Here is a 17,198-nt window from a genome sequence, read left to right as displayed (position 1 = left end):
GCTGCGTCCGACCGCAGTATTGGAAGGACGAACCGAATTTAATTCGGGGGGAATGTGCGCATCACGTTAAAGCGCGGGTAAGTCTCGTAGACGTTGCCTTCGCCCGGGCCGATGCGCGGGTCTTTGGTTCGGTGAAGTTCTTTTCGAAGTTTGACCTTGAGTTCAGCCATCTCAATGGACAAATCGCGATCCTGCGCCAAGTTCTTCAAGCAGTGCGGATCGTCCGAAAGTCGGAAGAGTTCATACTCCGGACGCTTGGCGACCGAGAGTTCAAACAGTTTTTTCATGTCCGGCTCCTTTCGCCGCTCGATCATCAGTGTCTTCGTCGGCGCCGCGTCGATGTCGTAAAAGCCGAACGGATCATCGCGAAAGCCCTTGGGATGCCCTGCGGGCCAGCGGTCGGGGCGAAAGTTATGAATCAGCAGATAGTCCCGCGTCCGAATGGCCCGCATGGGATAGGCAAGATTGTTGTGACGCGAGCACGAATGTCGCTCACGCCCGGCGAAGATGGCGTCGCGGTCGGGTTCGATGACGCCTTCGGCGTTCGACTTCAGCAGGCTCAGAAGACTGCGACCCGACAGTGGCGTCGCTGCCTCGACATCGGCTGCCTGCAGCATTGTTGCGGTCAGATCGACGAAACCGACGAGGTCGTCCGACTGCCGGCCCGGCGGAACGGAATTCGGCCAACTGATTGCCAGCGGAACGTGAATGCCGGCTTCATAGCAATTCGCTTTGGCACGCGGGAACGGCATCCCGTTGTCAGAAGTGACAATCACCAATGTGTTTTCAAGTTGGCCGTCGCGCTCGAGGCGTTTGAGCATCCGGGCGAGATGCTGGTCGAACCATTCGATTTCGAAGTAATAATCGAGCAGGTCCGATCGGACTTCGGGTGTATCGGGCAGATAAGGAGGGACTTCGACATCATCGATCGACTTGCCGTTTTTGACGCCAATGCCGGGCTCATAGGGGCGATGGGGTTCGTACGATCCGAACCAGAAGAAAAACGGTTTCTCGTCCGGGGCCGAGTCGAGAAAACTTTCGAAGTTGCCGGCGTAGTCGGGGGTGCCGATGAACTTCGGGGACTTCATTCGTTCGGTCATAGTTTTCGGGCCGCCGGGGCTCTCGTCCCAGCCCGCGTCGCGCCAGTTGCCCGGTCCCCACGTCTTGCCGGTACTGCCGATGTGATAGCCTGAGCGCTCCAGCATATATGGGAACGTGTCGAACTCTTTCGGAAAATAGCTCGCGTGCGTGCCGGCTTCGGACAGTTCCCAGGTGTGCCGACCGGTCAATAGTGCCGCACGAGATGGGCTGCATCCCGGCGAGGCGCAATAACCGTTCGTGAATAGGACACCCGCCGCGGCGACTCGATCGAACGCGGCGGTCGATATGCCGCGACACCCATATGCGCCGGCGTGGGGGAAAGATTGATCATCTGAAATCGCGAGCAGAATGTTCGGCGGATTCGACTCCGATCCAGAAGCTGCACTGACGAAACAGTCCCATCCTGTGGGTATTACTGCGGTGAGAAAGAGCCATTGAGCGGCGAGCGAGACGCGCATTGTCAAATTTCTGGAGAGGGTGGCGTAGGTCGGGGAACGATTCTCAAAGCGATTAGAGCTTCGCATCGCGTAAAGAGCCCGGTCGATGAAGACCTCTGCCGGTGCGAAGGACGGCTCGGCTGCGTAGAATGACACATTCGGAATCCAGCCGCCAATCTTTGCCTATCACGTCGCTCGAGAATGTCGTTCATTCATCCGGGATTGCTCGCCTTCCTGGCCGCGTTGGCGGTGCCGGTCATTATCCATCTGTTGATGCGTCCGAAGCCGAAGCGGATGCTGTTCCCTGCGTTGCAGCTCGTCGCACGGCGCAAGAAACGGAATGTACGACGAATTCGACTCAGACGCTTCTGGTTGCTCGTACTGCGGCTGGTCCTGCTGGCCGCATTTATCTTTCTGCTAGCCCGACCGCTGTTGCCGGCGGCGAGCTATCGACCGACATCGACCGAGTGGATTACCGCACTGGCGATTGTCGTGACCGGAGGGCTGATATTCTTGGTGTCTGAGTTGCTTTGGAATCGGCGTGCTTCTCAACAGCATGAAGAGTCGTATCGACGGTCAGTTTCGGCGACCGCGGTGATCACGTTGGTCGTCGTTGTAGTCGGTTTGCTCGTCGGTTGGCCCTACGGCTCTCGCGTATTTGCTGATGCCCAGTCGCCTTCGATGGATGCTGACGATGACGTTCCGCTCGCCGCCGTCTATCTGTTCGACACAAGCCTCAGCATGGGCTACATCCGCGAGGGACAAAGCCGGTTGGAGGCGGCAGCCGAACTTGCGGAGCAACACCTCTCAGACCTTCCGAGCGGTTCGCGCATCGCGGTGGCCGACTCATCGACGAACGTGCGGCCGGTTTTCTTTCGGGACAAAGAAGGAGTGAGGGCGAAAATCGATTCCCTCGAACCGAGAGCGGGTGGAGGGGCATTAAATCGCAGCGTTCGGGAAGCGATTAGGACGCTCGAGGATGATCGCTCCCGATTGATCGAGGACCTCGGAGACGGCCCGGCTGAACTTCGACGTGACCCGTTCGCTCGCGCGGTCTTTGTGTTCACAGATCTGACTGCATCATCTTGGGACAGCTCACAGATTGTTTCGGAAGAAGTTGCCGACCCCGCCTACCCGGTGTTCTTCGTCGATGTCGGTGTGACCGAACCTTCGAATATCGGACTCGCCGATGTTGAACTGGCTGATGACGGCGTGCTCGCTGGCGGCATTGCGACGCTCCGCGGGAGGATCGTCGGCGTCAATCCGACTGAGTCGAAGGTGCCCGTTGAAGTACGAGTCGAAGAATCGGCGGACTCGGAAGTCGTCCGCGGTCAGAAGAGTATTTCGACTGATGGAACGGGGACGTTCGAATTTCGGATTCCTGTCGATCATGCCGGCTTCGTCCGCGGAACCGTGGGTACGACGGTCGGCGATCCCTTCTCGGCCGATGACCGACGATTCTTCGTGGTTCGGGTCGTCGACCCGCCTCGGGTGCTGTTGGTCTCCGACTCGCTTGAGGCGACGTATCTGACCGGTGAAGCGTTGGCCCCCTCAATCTTGGTGCGACAGAACCTTGCGAGATTTGTCGTCACCCGCATCAGCACCTCCGCGTTTTATGACGCGAAGCTCGACGAGTTCGACGCCGTCCTGCTTGTCGATGTGCGAGAGCCTTCCGACAGGCAGTGGGAACGTCTCGGGAAATTCGTCCGAGCCGGAGGAGGTCTCGGCGTGGTGCTGGGGACGGCGGTCGAGAGCTTCGCCTATAACTCGGCGGAGGCCCAGTCGATATTGCCTGCGGAATTGCTCGTGAATCTCGCTTTCGAACCACCGCAGCGTTTGGTCTCCGGCGACAGGTCACACCGAGTCATCCGCCGACTCGATGAGTTCGAAGGACTGACCGAATTGACCGCGTGGGATATTCGTCGTCACTGGAAGGTCGCCGTCGACCCGACCGCTCGCGAATTGCTCAAATATACGCTACCGGGCGAGCCGCGTGCGGCGCTACTGACGGCAACGGTCGGTGCCGGTCGGACGGCCCTCATGACGACCGGGCTGGGCAGCTCCGATTGGAACGATTTGACGTCGGCTCAATGGGCGTTCGTGGCGTTGGTCGACCAGTTGACCAGCTGGCTGATTGATCTGTCCGGGCAGCGACTCAATTTTCGGGCCGGAGAGATCGCGACGGTTCGGCTCTCCGAGTCGGCGACCACCGACACAGCTAACGTTGTGTTGAAATTACCCTCGCTCGAAGATCAGATTCTGCCGGTCAGTGGCGAGCAATCGGAAATCACGCTTGATCCGTTCGAGGAAGCCGGGCTTTACCGGCTGACGGTTCGACGTGATTCGACGACCGATTCCACTTGGTTGGCCGTGAATGCGTCCGACCGAGAATCAAATTTTGAACGGGTTCCGGCGGAGCGGCTCGATGAAACGCTCGGTCCGGATGGATACGACGTCATCACCGATATGGACGGCGTGAACCTTGAGTTGCGAGAAACCACACTCGGTGTCGAAGCGGGGCCGGGCCTGATCATCATTTTGCTGCTGGCGTTTTTTGGTGAGGGTCTTCTAGCAAATCGCTTCTACGGCGGTCGCGGCGAAGAGGCGAGTGGCGTATCCCCGACGGAGGGCCGACGGTGATCGAGCTTGGCGTCAGTCCGATCTGGTCGTGGCCTGTCACTTTCGGTGTGATCGTCGTCGCGGTCGCGATGACGTGGTGGACCTATCGACGTCGCATCGGCTCGCTCTCTCCGGCGGCGAAGTGGTCGATTCTGACTTGTCGCTTCCTCGCGTTGCTACTCGTGCTGTTGGCTTTGTTGCGTCCGGAGTTCCGATTCCGCGATCGTTCCGACGACGTCGTCACGGTGCATGTCCTCATCGACGAAAGCCGCAGTATGACGATCGCGGATACCGCTGGACGACTGCCGCGTCGCGAACGAGCACTCGCTGTCGTGAAAGAGCAATTGCCGGCATTCCGGTCGATTTCAGAGCAGGTCGAAGTCAAATTCTATGACTTTGCGGCGCAGTTAACTTTGCTCGACGCTGACGACGGCCAATGGTCGTCCGACGCGATGGGCGAAGAAAGCGCGATCGGTCGGGTTCTCTCTCGCATTGCCGAAGGCGGGGCATCGGATCGATCGGCAGCGGTTCTCGTCCTGAGTGACGGGGCGGAACGAACTCCGAACGTCGATCCGGCTGAAGACGTTCGTGGCGTCGCACGTCGGTTGGGTCTGTCCGGCGTTCCGATCTACACCGTCGGGTTCGGTAGTGACGGGGCGACCGGCGGCGGAACGGAACTGGCCGTCGAAGAGTTTCAAATTGATCCGGTCGTGTTCGAAAAGAAGATCGTCCCGGTCAACGGCGTCGTGCGAATCATCGGAGGAGCGGGACGCGAATTCTCAGTACGATTATTGGTCGAAGATCGAACCGGCAAAACGCTCGGTGAGAGCGGTCCGATGAACCCCGTCGCCGGCGGAGGCGGGGCCAATCCCGTCACGACCGTCAAACCGGTCTCCAATTCTGAACGGATTCCCGTCGAGCTGTCCTTCATTCCCGATCGAAATGGAGAGATCAAGGTCGGCTTGGAAATTGAAGCGGTCGACGGCGAAGTGCGAACGCAAAACAATCGCCGCGAAACGATCGTCACCGTCAAGCAGGGCGGTATTCGCGTTGCCTATTTCGATCGACTTCGACCGGAGCAAAAATTTCTGCGGCTGATCAACACGTCGGACAAAATCCAACTCGATTTCGTCCCCGTCTTGCCCGGCGGCACTGCGAGTTCAATCGATGTGAAGTACTTCGAGCCCGGTCTCTATGATGCTTACATCATCGGAGATGTACCGGCGTCAGCGTTCGGTTCCGATAGGACGGCTCGCCTGATTCGATGCCTCCGCGATGGGTCCGGGCTGATGATGCTCGGCGGTTATCAGAATTTTGCGACCGGCGGATACGGCCGCTCGGCACTCGCTCAGTATCTCCCGGTTCGTCTGAACGATCGGCCGATCCCAACGGGGCAGCCCGTTCCCGCAGAGCGGCACATCGGTGAGGCTGTCGCGATGGTGCCGACGTCGATCGGGGATCGCAGATATGTGATGCAACTGGTATCGGGGGCCGACAATGCCGAGGCATGGGCGGAGTTGCCGAGGCTCGAAGGAGCGAATCGTCTGGTTGCAGCCAATCCACTGGTCGAGATCTGGGCGGAAAGCGAAAAGGGAGTACCGCTCCTAATGGCTTCGGAGGTCGGGGGCTCACGCGTGCTGGCGTTTGCGGGCGATACGACGTTCCTCTGGGTGCTTGGCGGCTTGGGCGAAAAACATCAGCGATTCTGGCGGCAGGTCATTTTGTGGCTCGCCCGGAAAGAAGCCGAAACGGATCAACCGGTCTTCGTTCGACTCGACCGGCGCAATGTCCTGCCTGACGGGACTATCGAGCTCGAATACGGCGTTCAAGACGAAACGGCCGAAACCCTTGCCGACGCCGACATCAAAGCCACAATTTTGATTCCGGATGGTCAATCCGCTGCAGTCAGTGCTGACTCGGTCAATGTCGACGGAGTCCGGAGATCGACCTTCGACGGTACCGGGCAGCCGGGAGACTATTGGGCCAAAGTGTCGGCATCTCGGGGCGGACGATTTCTCGGCCTCGATGCATTCGCGCGGTTTATCGTCGATCAACGCGACCTCGAGCTGGACGAGCCCGCGGCCAATTTGACGCTGTTGCGCGAAATTTCCGATCTCTCGGGCGGAGCATTCCTCGCGCCCGAAGAATTAGGGCAGTTGCTGGCCCGCTGGAACCGCTCGCCCCCGGGCGAGGAACTTCTTGAACGCACACGCCGTCAAACGTTGTGGGATCACCCGTTGGTCTTGGCCGCCTTCATCGCACTGATGACCGCGGAGTGGATTGTGAGGAAGCGATCGGGGCTCGCGTAACGCGAATGGCGATGTCCGCGTGTCGAATACAGAATTAGACTGTTTGGAACGGTATTACCGGTTATTGCTCGGGAGCGGTGACCGCGATTTTCTGTTCAGAAGTGTTGGCACTGCCGTCCCTTCAAGGCGATCGCCGACTATAATCGGTAGCAGAGTCATTCTATTCGGGGGAGCTGATGGCAGGGACCGTCGAAAAATCGAGCCGCAAGTACCTCGATTTTCAGGAGTACGTCGACTTTCAGGTTGATAAGGCCCGGTCCGCGATCAAATGGACCGACATCCTGACGTCGCTGGCTGGAATCGCTCTGCTCGGGTTGGTCTATCTGCTCGCGTTCGCGATTTTGGATCACTGGGTTATTGAAGGCGGGATGAGCAAGCTCGGTCGAGCCTTGATGCTCGGCGGATTGGCGATCGTCTCCCTCGGCTGGATCATTTGGCGCGTCGTGGTCCCCTATTGGCGTAAGGTCAACTCGTTATACGCTGCTTGGCAGATCGAGCGTTCCAGTCCCGAGATGCGCGGGTCGCTTCTCAGTCTGGTCGATGGTGCCGGCGGAACAGGTGGCGTCAATCTCGGAGTGCGGCAGGCGATTCAAAAGCGGGCGGCGACCGCGCTCACCAAGGTCGACGTCGATCATGCGATTGATCGGCGACGATTGCTGTGGTTGTCGTACGCCGTCCTCGCAGCCGTGGTTTTGGTCTGCCTCTATGCGGTCTTCTCTCCGAAGTCGATCGGCAATTCGATCGTTCGGGCTTTTCTGCCGGCTGCCGCGGTCGATGTCGACACGGAAACGGAAATTCTCAAGGTTCTTCCCGGCGACGCGACGCTGGCGGCCGGAGAGCCGGTTCTGTTCGAAGTCAATCTGGGCGGCAAGCAGCCCGAGGTCGTGAGCCTGACCGTGACCACCGATGATCGTCGACTGGTTGACGAATCCTTAAAGCTGAGTGCCGAAGACGAAGTGAGCCGCCTGTGGAGCCGGTCGTGGTCGGGGCCGGAAGGCTTAGGCATCGACGTTGGTTTCTCCTATCGCGTCAAAGCGGGTGACGCTTCGGCCGGACCATTCCGGATCGAAGTTGTGCGGCCCCCTTCGGCCGAGGTGGAAACGATCGCCTATGACTTTCCCGACTACATGGGCTTCGAAGACACGACCCGCAGCGAGCCGGAAATCGATGCGTACGAAGGAACCGAAGTTACGGTGACGGCGTTGGCGAATCAGCCACTTCGTTCGGCTCGGCTGGTCTTTGCCGATAGCCCGAATTTCGATGCCGAGGGCGGAATCAGCGCGGTCGCTGAAGAGCGTTCATTCGAACTCGGCTCTTCCGGCGAACGGCTGACCGCGCGCTTTCCGCTGCGGTTGCGATCCGATCAATCGAGTCCGAAGTACTACCGCATCGAGTGCGTCTCCGAATCGGGCCTGAAGAGTCGCGATCACGCCGTTTACGAAGTACGAATTCGCCCCGACCTCGATCCGGAAATCCTGCTGCGCGATCCACGCTCCGACATCGAGCGACCGGCCAACGCGATCGTCCCTTTGCTGTGGGCGGCGCGCGATGACTTCGCGGTCACTTCGGTCGCGGTCCGCTTTGAGAAGAACGGTTCCGCGTTGCCCAAAGAATTGCAATTGGCCAAAGGGGCGGCTTCGTCGGTCGGAAATCAAAGCCAGCTCAAACTCGAGAACTTCCGGTTGGAAGCCGGCGATGAATTGACCTTCTGGCTCAAAGCGTTCGACAACCGCGAGCCCAAGCCGAATGCGACGAACAGCCAACGGGTCCGTATCTCGATCATCGAACCGGTTTCGCCCGAAGAAGTCGAAGAGCGTCTCGAAGAAGACCGTCGCAAGCAGGACGAACTGGTTAAAGATCGCAACGACGCCTCGGATGCGAACGATGATCGCGGCGACGACCCGTCCGCCGACGACGATTCGTCTGAGGGTGAAGGGGGCGAAAGTGGAACGAAGCAGGAGATCGGAAAGCAGGATGGACCGGGAGAGCCGGGCAACGATAAAAACGCCGGCGACTCGGAGGACTCCAATTCGTCCGATACCGGCGGGCAGGACGGTTCGCAGTCGAAGAACGGTTCATCCGGCGAACAGAATTCTCCAAGCGAACCGCTGGCCAATGATGGTTCCGCCGACGATCAGGCGTTGCGTCGGGCAGTAGAGCACTTCAACGAACTCGATGAGCAGAAAGACGGAGAAGACGAGCCGAAAGACTCAGGCGGGACCGGGGAAGCGGGAACCGAGAATCAGTCCGGGGAGCGAGATCCGCAGGGGCGAGAAGAACAGGACCCTGAGGCGCCCTCGAATCAATCTGACGAACAGCGACCGGATGAGAACGGTCAGAAAGGGGAAGACGCCCAAGGCGGTCAGAATTCCGATGGCGGGATGCCCAAGCCGGGTGACGGCTCCGAGGGCGATGGTGGCAACGCGACCGACGGCGCTCCCGATGCCGGCGAAGCGAGCGATGAAGGCGCGGGCAGCGGAGAATCCACTGGTCCCGGTGATGGCGAAGCCGATCCGCAGGCCGGACGCGGAAAGAACGAACGACCGGGCAGTGACGAAGGAGACGCCGCGCAATCTGAAGACGGAACGGATTCTGGCGAACAGACCCCGGCGTCGGACGACGGCAATGCAGAGTCGCGGCCCGCGGATGGCTCGGAGAAAGGCCCGGCCCGCGGCTCGGACGAACGAGATCCGAATGCGGCTAAGGCCGACGGGCCGCTCGAGCGCGAAGGACCGAAGGGGGCGACCGAACAGCGGACTCCCGACGAAGGTGAGCGACCTGAAAATTCTCGTTCCGAAGAGGGACCGCCGCCCGAAGGTGCCCGACCGGACCGCGGCTCCTCCGACGATGGTGGGCAATCTGATCCTTCAGCGAATGAAGGCAACGGGAACTCCGATGTCGATCGCGAGAGTCCCAACAACGCGGAAGATAATGGCACCCAACAGTCGACTCGCGATGCCCCTGCCGGCGCAGATGAACCTGCCGGTTCCGGCCAGCCCGACGGTCAGAAGTCTGATCAGCCCGATGGAGGGGAAGCGGGAGGCTCTCAGGAAGCGAGTGAGGGAAACCGAGGACCTGACGGGACGGGAACGGCTGAGACGACCGATCAACAGGACCCGAACGGGACACCCGGTGAGTCGGGTTCGCCTGAGGAGAGCGATCCGTCGATGACTCCCAAAGACGGAAGTGAGAAATCTCAGAGCGAGTCATCCGCTGGCGACGAAAGTGGCGAGTCCTCTGAGTCGGGCGGCTCGAGCGAGAAGTCCAAATCGGATGGAGAATCGCAAGGCAGCGGATCGAGTGGAGAGTCGTCCAGCGAGTCCTCATCGTCCGCGGGTGAATCCGGCAAGGGCCAAGGGAGTGGCTCGAGTTCAGACGGCTCGAGCTCTTCGAGTGGAGAAGCCGGAAGCTCTTCTTCGGAAAGTGGCTCCTCAGAAGGAGGAGGCGGAACCGGTGGGCAGTCGTCGAGCGACGACCAGAATTCTGCGAAAGATAGCGCTGGAGCAGGCGGCGGAACTGCCGCGGGAGAAAGCAGCTCTGAAGGCGGCACCGGCGGAGGATCGTCCGGAGGTGAAGAAGCCGACCTCGACTATGCGAAACAGGCGACCGATCTGGTTCTCAAACGGCTCGAGGAAGATTTGGAGCGAGGCGAACCCGATCCGGAATTGCTCGAAAAACTTGGCTGGGGTGATGACGACCTGAAACGATTCAGCCAGCGGTTACGAGATCGACTTTCGCAGAAGAAGCCAGAGACGGCACGCGAGCAAGCGAAGTCTCGCGAGTTCGACGAGATGCTCAAATCGATCGACTTCGACAACCCGATTCCCGAGGTCCGCAATCGCCAAATCGATTCGTCACCGCAGGGTGGCTCGGCCGGTCGTCGAACGAAAGCCCCGCCTGAATACCGCGATCTTTATGATGCTTTCACGCGATCGATCGCAGGCAAGAATGGTCTGCCCGGAGAAGAGTAGTGCCGGCGGAACAGCGCATGTGTGCTACTTGCGACCGGAGTCGCACCAATCAGCGGGATAGTTGGCTTAAAACGCCGGTCCGCCGCCACCTTCTGGCGCCGCAGGCTCTCCACCCGCTGGAGTCACACCAACCGGAGCCGCCATGGATTCCACGCGAAGAGACTCGATCGAGAGATCAATTCTTTTCGGGATGCTCTCGGAGAAGTTCGCAGTTTGTGGGACCACGTAGACCATGGCGACCTGATCGCTTCGCTGCTGGTAGAACGCGACGATGATGTCCATCGGAACGCCGTCGACGATCTCCTCGGTCCGAAACCCGACCTGGCTGATCCGTTTTTCGACTTTGAAGTCGCCGACCCCCACCAATTTCGAGTTCGTTGCCGACGCTAATCCTTCCGAAGTAAATCGCGATTGGCCGAGCCCGCCGAGAATTCGATTGACGACAACCAAGTCAAAATTTTCGCCCTGCGATCCCTTCACCGCGCGATTCCATAGCAGGTAGACGTAAGACTGCACCGTCGGTCGTTGCAGCGGAGCGGCCCGCGGCTCTTCCCCCGGTTGCCGAGGCTCGACCGGCGTATCAATGCCGATTTGGGCCGTCCACGCCGCCACCAATCCGGGCAAATCGGCGTCTAGGAATTCGGGCTGTCGCGGATCTCGTTCGTCGTCTTTGGGTTTGCCCCCCAACACTTCCTGAAACTGTTTTGGCACGCGAAACCGCAGCGTATCACGTGCCCATTCGGCCGACAGGTTCGCGTCGACTTCGTTTCGATATTTGAAGTAGGGGATCGTCGCCTGCTGCATCCGCGATTCGTACGTGCCCGAACCGCATCCGGTCAGCAAAGTGGCACAGACAAGCCCGGTAACTACGCTCGTTATTCGCATAAAACTCTTCGCGTCGCGCTGGTGAGACCGCTTAACCATAGTTTGTACAGTTCCGTATTGGACTGTCCGGCAGCATCGCCGTCAATGCGACAGCCGGAGCTGAGATGACTTATCGCGTCCCGTCACGATTTAACGCTTGTCGGAATTACGTTCCTCGCGGATCACGTCATCGATCTGAGATTGCCAATAATCGATGTCTCCGGCTCTCGATTGCGGTTCTCGATCGGAGGTCGAGGCTTCGGCGGAATCGACGGTGGGAGCATCGGATTCGGCGGCATGTTTTGTCGACGAATCCCGATCCGGTTTTCGATTCGAATGACCGCCGCCAGATCGCGGTGAATTTGTCGGAGAGTCATCAACATCGCCTGATGTCTGCGGCAAGTCGTCGCCGAATTCCTTGAGCCAATAGTCGACTTCGTTAGTCCCGAGTATATCGCCGGTCCGTTTCATATCGGGTTGGCTGACTTCGTCGACGTCACGCCGACGGAATTCCCGTGCGAGTCGGTCCCAATAGTCTTCGCTCCCGATGTCGCGCGCCCCGCGACGCCGCGCGGCATCTCGGATGCGACGGTCGGATGAGACGACCAGTAGATTGCTCGGGGCGGAATGCGACGAAATTCGCTTCTCAATGGCCTCATCCGCAATTCCATCACCGCCGGCGAACAGGATTAGAAGATCGAGCTGGCGGTACCGTCTCCGGACATCGTCGGGGGCGTCTTGGGCGTCGAACACAACCGTGGTTCGGCGGCGCTGCGGATCATCCAGCCGTTCCGCCAGCGCGGCTAAAAAGGAGTTACGAAGCCTTTCCAATTCGCCGCGTCCGTATCGCTCGCGGGCGTACCCGGCGGCGTGCATCAGGTTGTAACCGTCGACTAAAATATCGTTCATCAACTCGGCGACGGTTGGCAGGCTTACGGAAGCCGTGAAGGCCCGCGCGTCGACATCGATCGCGCGGAGCAGAAGATCGTCAGGCCGTTGAATCTGTTTCAGGCCAGCGATATCGAATTTCGCCGCCGACAATCACAACCTCAACTCGTCCGAGCCCCTCCATGGCTTCGAACGGGCTGCTCTTGCCCTTGGACCGGAAATTTCTCGCCAAAATAGGCGCTGCGGTTTCGGCGTTGAAAATCACGAGATCGGCCGGTCGTCCCACTTGAAGCGTTCCGGCCTCAATCCCCAACACACCGGCCGGGTTGGTTGACAGCAGCCGTATTAACTTGGGCCATGTCAGATGGCCGCCGCCCACGAGGACGCGGGCCGACATGCAAAAAGCAGTTTCGATTCCCGAAACGCCGAACGGATCAGAAAGCAGGTCGCCGCTTTTTTTCTCTTCGGCGTACGGTTGATGGTCGGCGGAAATCGCATCGATCGTGCCGTCGCATAAGCCTGCGATCAGAGCGTCCAAATTCTCTTCTGATCTGAGGGGAGGATTCACTTTAAATCGTGAATCGTAAGACCGAAGGACCGTGTCGGTCAGACAAAGGTGGTGCGGCGTGAGGTCGGCGGTGACTTTGACGCCACGAGCTTTCGCCTGCCGCACGGCTTCGACGCTCGAAGCCGTGGAAACGCACATGATGTGTAGCCGACTTTCAGTCAGTTCCGCCAAGGCAATGTCGCGGGCAACGCTGATGTACTCGGCGGCCGCCGGCATCCCACGCAGACCCAGAACCGTCGAGATGAAACCCTCATGCATCACGCCGCCAGCCACGAGCGTCGAATCCTGCGGATGAGCGAGGATCGGTCGATCGAACATCCGAGCATACATCAGGGCGCGACGCATGATCTCGGCGCTTTGAATCGGATGCTTGCCGTCGGTGAAAGCGACCGCCCCCCCGTCGACCAGTTGTCCGATCTCAGCCAACTCTTTTCCGGCAATTCCCTTCGTCACCGCGCCAAGCGGATAGACACGGCAATTCTTCGCCCGCTCGGCCTGCAGCGCAATAAATTCGGCTGCCGCTCGGTCATCGACGGCCGGTTCGGTGTCCGGCAGGCAAGCGACCGACGTGTAGCCGCCGGCCAATGCCGCTGCGGAACCTGATTCGGTCGTCTCATCTGACTCGTCACCGGGCTCCCGAAAGGAAACGTGCGGATCAACCAAGCCCGGAGCCACGACGAGACCCGTCGCGTCGATCACCTCATCTGCGTCAATCGGCTCGTTCGTCAATGCCGCGATCCGACCGTCGCGGACCACCACGTCGATGACGGCGTCAGTCCCAATCGCAGGATCGACGACGCGTCCGCCACGGATCACCTGTGTCACCGTCGCCGACATTAGTGAAACCTTCTCTGATTTGCTTCAGGCCCCAGATCATCATCCATTTGATGTCTCCAGTCCGCGGATCAGTTTTTCAACGATCAACTGTGTTTGGTAGCGGCCTCGTGCAGCAGACTGAGCGCTGCCATTCGGACCATTAAGCCGTTCGTCACCTGATCGAGGATGACCGAATGCGGACCGTCGGCAACCTCGGGAGTCAGTTCCACACCACGATTGATCGGTCCCGGTGCCAGGACGAGTATGTCCTTTCTGGACCTCCGAATGCGGTCTGCATTCATTCCGAACAGGTGGGCGTATTCTGCGATCGACGGAAAGAACGCCCCGCGCTGTCGTTCAAATTGAACTCGCAGCAGGTTGACGCAATCGATCTCGCCGAGGATCGCGTCGAAGTTTGTGGAGACCTCAACGCCGAGCTTCTCGATGTGAGGGGGAATCAGGGTTGCCGGTCCGCAGACGATCACGCGGGCCCCGAGAGCCTTAAGCCCCCAGATATTCGAACGGGCAACGCGGCTGTGTAAGATATCGCCGACCAGTGCGACGGTCAGGCCTTCTATCGACCCGCGATTCTCGCGGATCGTAAAGATATCGAGCAGGCCCTGAGTGGGGTGTTCGTGAGTGCCATCGCCGGCGTTTAACACACCCGCATTCAGACGCCGTGCGAGTTGATGTGGTCCTCCGGAGGCGGGATGCCGGACGACCATTTGCGATGCACCGAGGGCCTGAATCGTCAGTGCCGTGTCAAGAAAGGTTTCGCCTTTCGACAGGCTGCTGCCGGAAGGAGAGAAGTCGACGGTGTCGGCCCCGAGCCGCTTCGCGGCCAGACTGAAACTCGTTCGCGTTCGCGTCGATGGTTCAAAAAAGAGATTCGCAACAATGCACCCGGCCAAATGGTCGAACCGTTGAGGGCCGCTTGTCGACGCGGCTTTAAACTCGGCGGCGCGGTCGAGAATCAGCGTCAATTCCTCGGCGGAGAGACCCTCGAGGCCGAGCAAATTTTTGCGATTCCAACCGATGCCGCTACCTCCGACACGACGTGGCGTCATCCCGGCCACTGCATCCATGAAGCCCCCGTTTCCGTGGTTCTGCGACCATGTCACATTGAGCCGAACCGACCAAACGACTTGTGACCCGCGATCGATCGAATCAGATGTCTTGCTGAAGCGACAGCGTACCGCTCCGCGATCGGTCGATCAATTCTTTGGATGCGGCCGTGTGAAGTCGAGCGAATCGATCATAATGAGAACCCTGTGGCAAACCGCTCAAATATCACGCGGTCAGTCGGGTTCGGTTTCAGTTCGGCTCAACGGGACGGTAGCCGACATCGAGGTCACCGCGCCGCGGCCCTACAAAATCGACAACGCGTGATCCGTCGGGATTCGCACCGACTTTGCCTGCGAATTTGATCTGCCCGGCGACAACGCCGGCGACCTTCACTCGTGGTTCCGATGACGGAGAAAGGCGGCTCGAATCTTTCAATCGACGAGAGATCGACACGGGCGGATCAATCAGATTCTCGCGACCGTCGATCTCGATGGCGAAGCGACTCGCCTCCTCGGCCCGAATCCAGCCGAAGACCGCTGCGCCGTCGTCGCCCGAGAACGCACATTTTTCGGCATGCAGATTGAGTTGAGAGAATCCTTCTGAATCGAATCGCACGTCGATGACGCGATCGACTTCCCGCGACGTGACCCGTCGGAAGAGGACACGCAGGGAGTCCGCCCCGGCCGTCTTATTGACGGTTACGAAAGAGCGCGAGGAGTAGACCAGGCAATTCTGCGCCGAGAGACCGTTCGGCATTTCGGAGAGAAACAGTCCGGTCGAAAGGCCGCGATAGCGACAGTCGGATAGCCGCACGACGCCGCCGGACCGATCTCGCGAATCGAGGCGTCGCCAGCCGAGACCGATCGTGCGTCGACCGTCGCCGCCGTCAAAAGAAGAATCGCGAACGAAGAGCGATTGAGCGTTCGCCAAAATGAGAGCGGGTGAGGTGGCTCCGGCTGATGCCGAAAGCCCAACACGTTCGAGTGTGACAGTTCGGGCCCGCACTCGAAGCGGCTGCTCGACGATTTTGATCGTTGCGGTCGCCTGCGGAGGGCCGATGATCTTCAGGTCGCCCCTGTAGTCGATCGTCGATGCTTCATAGTAACCGGACGAACTGAGTCGAATGACTCCCGCCTCATCCGGGGGCGGCATCTTGCGGAGGTTCGTCGGGCCGTTATTGGTCAGCGATTCGCCCGCCGTCGCCAACTCGTCCTGTCGGGAAACTTCGGGAGACGATAATGCGTCTTCGGTCGCCGCCGCTGCGTTCGTCAAATTTCTCGACGAATCGAGTTCGTGCTCTGTGACCGCGACGACGTTTTTGGGGGTCATCAATTGGAAAAAGAACGTCGGACCGAAACCTAGCAGCACCGCGGCCAAGGCGATCGCGCCGCAGAGAGTCGCTTGTTTTCTGAGCGGATAACGCGGTCGCGTTTGATTGAACGAGTCACTGCTGACGTCGAGCGAAGCGGTTGAGGTTGAGGGCGTCGGGGCCAGTAAACGCAAACCCGATTTCACTCGTTGGTTTCGTTTACCGAGCGATGCGCTGATTTCTACGAACGATTCGGGACGCTTTCCCGGATCAGGTTCGGTGCATCGGGCCACAAGGTCGGCGATCGGTTCGGCCGCGTCACCGCAGTAATCTCGAAGATCGGGAACCCGCCCCGTTCGATGCGCGGTCAGCCTCGCCAGCGGATCGCCTTGAAGGAAGGGTGCTCGTCCCGCGCTCATGGCCCAAATCAGGCATCCGAACGCATAGATATCGCTGGTCTCAGTGGGGGGAGCCGAACCGCCGATTCGCTCCGGCGCAATTCCGTCACAAGACTCGGGGGAATCGAAGGTCTCCGAGCGAATGACCGGTGCGGTGATCGGGGCAATTCCTCCTCCGACGGCGATCACGCGACCGGAATCCTCCACGCGAATATTGGTCGTGTAGATCGCTCCGTGAACCACGCCGCTACGAATTGATGCATCGAATGCCGACGCAAGTTGGCGGGCGGCGTCGATGACAAAAGCAGTTTCCAGCCGTCCCCGCCGCAGAATGAGCTCTGCGACACTCGGTCCCGTGACCGGCTCACTGACGAGTCCGACTTTTTCGCCGTGCGTGACGACTTGGTGCGGCAATCGGATCGACTGATGAATGCCGGGTGTGCTGAGATCGCAAAGGCGGGACAGACGATCGAGCAATCCCGAGCCCGGCCCCGACAGCTCTGTGATCATCGTCAGCACGACAATGTTGCCGGTCTCGTCTTTCGCCAAAAATGTTCTCGGGTCGGATCCCGGCCGGATCGGTTCCGTAAGAACGTAGTCCGAAAAGAACAGTTCCTCGCTTTGACCGGCCGCGATTTTGTCGGCCTGATAGAAGGTCAATTTCGATTGGGCGACCAGCGCGTCGACCCAGATCGTGTCGAAGATCGGAATCTTGCGTCCGACCGCGCGGATGTGTCGGCGACAGCAGCGCACCGTCTCTCGCTCGCCGAGGCCGAACCTCGTGAGCAGTTCGGAGAGCTGCGGAGATGGTCGGTCCGACAACGATATGCCTGCGGATGATGCGATTTAGCGT

General features: G+C 59.7%; 9 protein-coding genes. 3 read left to right on the top strand and 6 right to left on the bottom strand.

Annotated elements, in window-relative coordinates:
• Positions 1 to 38: 38 nt before the first annotated feature.
• The gene (locus Pan189_RS11860) at positions 39 to 1,694 is read right to left on the bottom strand and encodes a sulfatase family protein (RefSeq protein WP_310820372.1); all 1,656 of its coding nucleotides are present in this window, start codon (positions 1,692 to 1,694) and stop codon (positions 39 to 41) included.
• Positions 1,695 to 1,739: 45 nt separating this feature from the next.
• Here Pan189_RS11860 and Pan189_RS11855 point away from each other — a divergent pair, with 45 nt between their 5' ends.
• The 3 genes from Pan189_RS11855 to Pan189_RS11845 all read left to right on the top strand — a co-directional run bounded on the left by Pan189_RS11855 (position 1,740) and on the right by Pan189_RS11845 (position 10,437).
• The gene (locus Pan189_RS11855) at positions 1,740 to 4,178 is read left to right on the top strand and encodes a BatA domain-containing protein (RefSeq protein WP_145364117.1); all 2,439 of its coding nucleotides are present in this window, start codon (positions 1,740 to 1,742) and stop codon (positions 4,176 to 4,178) included.
• Positions 4,175 to 6,466, top strand: coding sequence for a hypothetical protein (locus Pan189_RS11850; RefSeq protein ID WP_145364116.1), 2,292 nt, complete (start codon positions 4,175 to 4,177; stop codon positions 6,464 to 6,466). The genes Pan189_RS11855 and Pan189_RS11850 overlap by 4 nt, the downstream gene beginning before the upstream one ends.
• A gap of 176 nt (positions 6,467 to 6,642) precedes the next feature.
• Positions 6,643 to 10,437: a hypothetical protein gene (locus tag Pan189_RS11845; protein WP_145364115.1), complete on the top strand. Its 3,795-nt coding sequence runs from the start codon at positions 6,643 to 6,645 to the stop codon at positions 10,435 to 10,437.
• Between the two features lie 66 nt (positions 10,438 to 10,503).
• On the opposite strand, the gene Pan189_RS11840 is transcribed toward Pan189_RS11845, so the two are convergent.
• From Pan189_RS11840 to Pan189_RS11820, 5 genes are all read right to left on the bottom strand, one after another.
• Positions 10,504 to 11,322 carry a hypothetical protein gene (locus Pan189_RS11840; RefSeq protein ID WP_145364114.1) on the bottom strand — a complete coding sequence of 273 codons (819 nt, stop codon included), beginning with the start codon at positions 11,320 to 11,322 and terminating at the stop codon, positions 10,504 to 10,506.
• A gap of 129 nt (positions 11,323 to 11,451) precedes the next feature.
• Positions 11,452 to 12,342 carry an NYN domain-containing protein gene (locus Pan189_RS11835; protein ID WP_145364113.1) on the bottom strand — a complete coding sequence of 297 codons (891 nt, stop codon included), beginning with the start codon at positions 12,340 to 12,342 and terminating at the stop codon, positions 11,452 to 11,454.
• The gene (locus Pan189_RS11830; protein ID WP_145364112.1) at positions 12,290 to 13,594 is read right to left on the bottom strand and encodes a dihydroorotase; all 1,305 of its coding nucleotides are present in this window, start codon (positions 13,592 to 13,594) and stop codon (positions 12,290 to 12,292) included. The genes Pan189_RS11835 and Pan189_RS11830 overlap by 53 nt, the downstream gene beginning before the upstream one ends.
• 83 nt (positions 13,595 to 13,677) lie before the next feature.
• Complete coding sequence (locus Pan189_RS11825; protein WP_310820371.1) at positions 13,678 to 14,658, bottom strand: aspartate carbamoyltransferase catalytic subunit; 981 nt, start codon at positions 14,656 to 14,658, stop codon at positions 13,678 to 13,680.
• Positions 14,659 to 14,887: 229 nt separating this feature from the next.
• On the bottom strand, positions 14,888 to 17,167 hold the full coding sequence (locus Pan189_RS11820) for a serine/threonine protein kinase (RefSeq protein WP_145364111.1): 2,280 nt from the start codon (positions 17,165 to 17,167) through the stop codon (positions 14,888 to 14,890).
• Positions 17,168 to 17,198: the final 31 nt, after the last annotated feature.

The organism is Stratiformator vulcanicus (assembly GCF_007744515.1).
GTDB lineage: Bacteria > Planctomycetota > Planctomycetia > Planctomycetales > Planctomycetaceae > Stratiformator > Stratiformator vulcanicus.
Note: the sequence above shows the minus strand (reverse complement) of the source record. Positions and strands in the feature narration are given on the sequence as shown.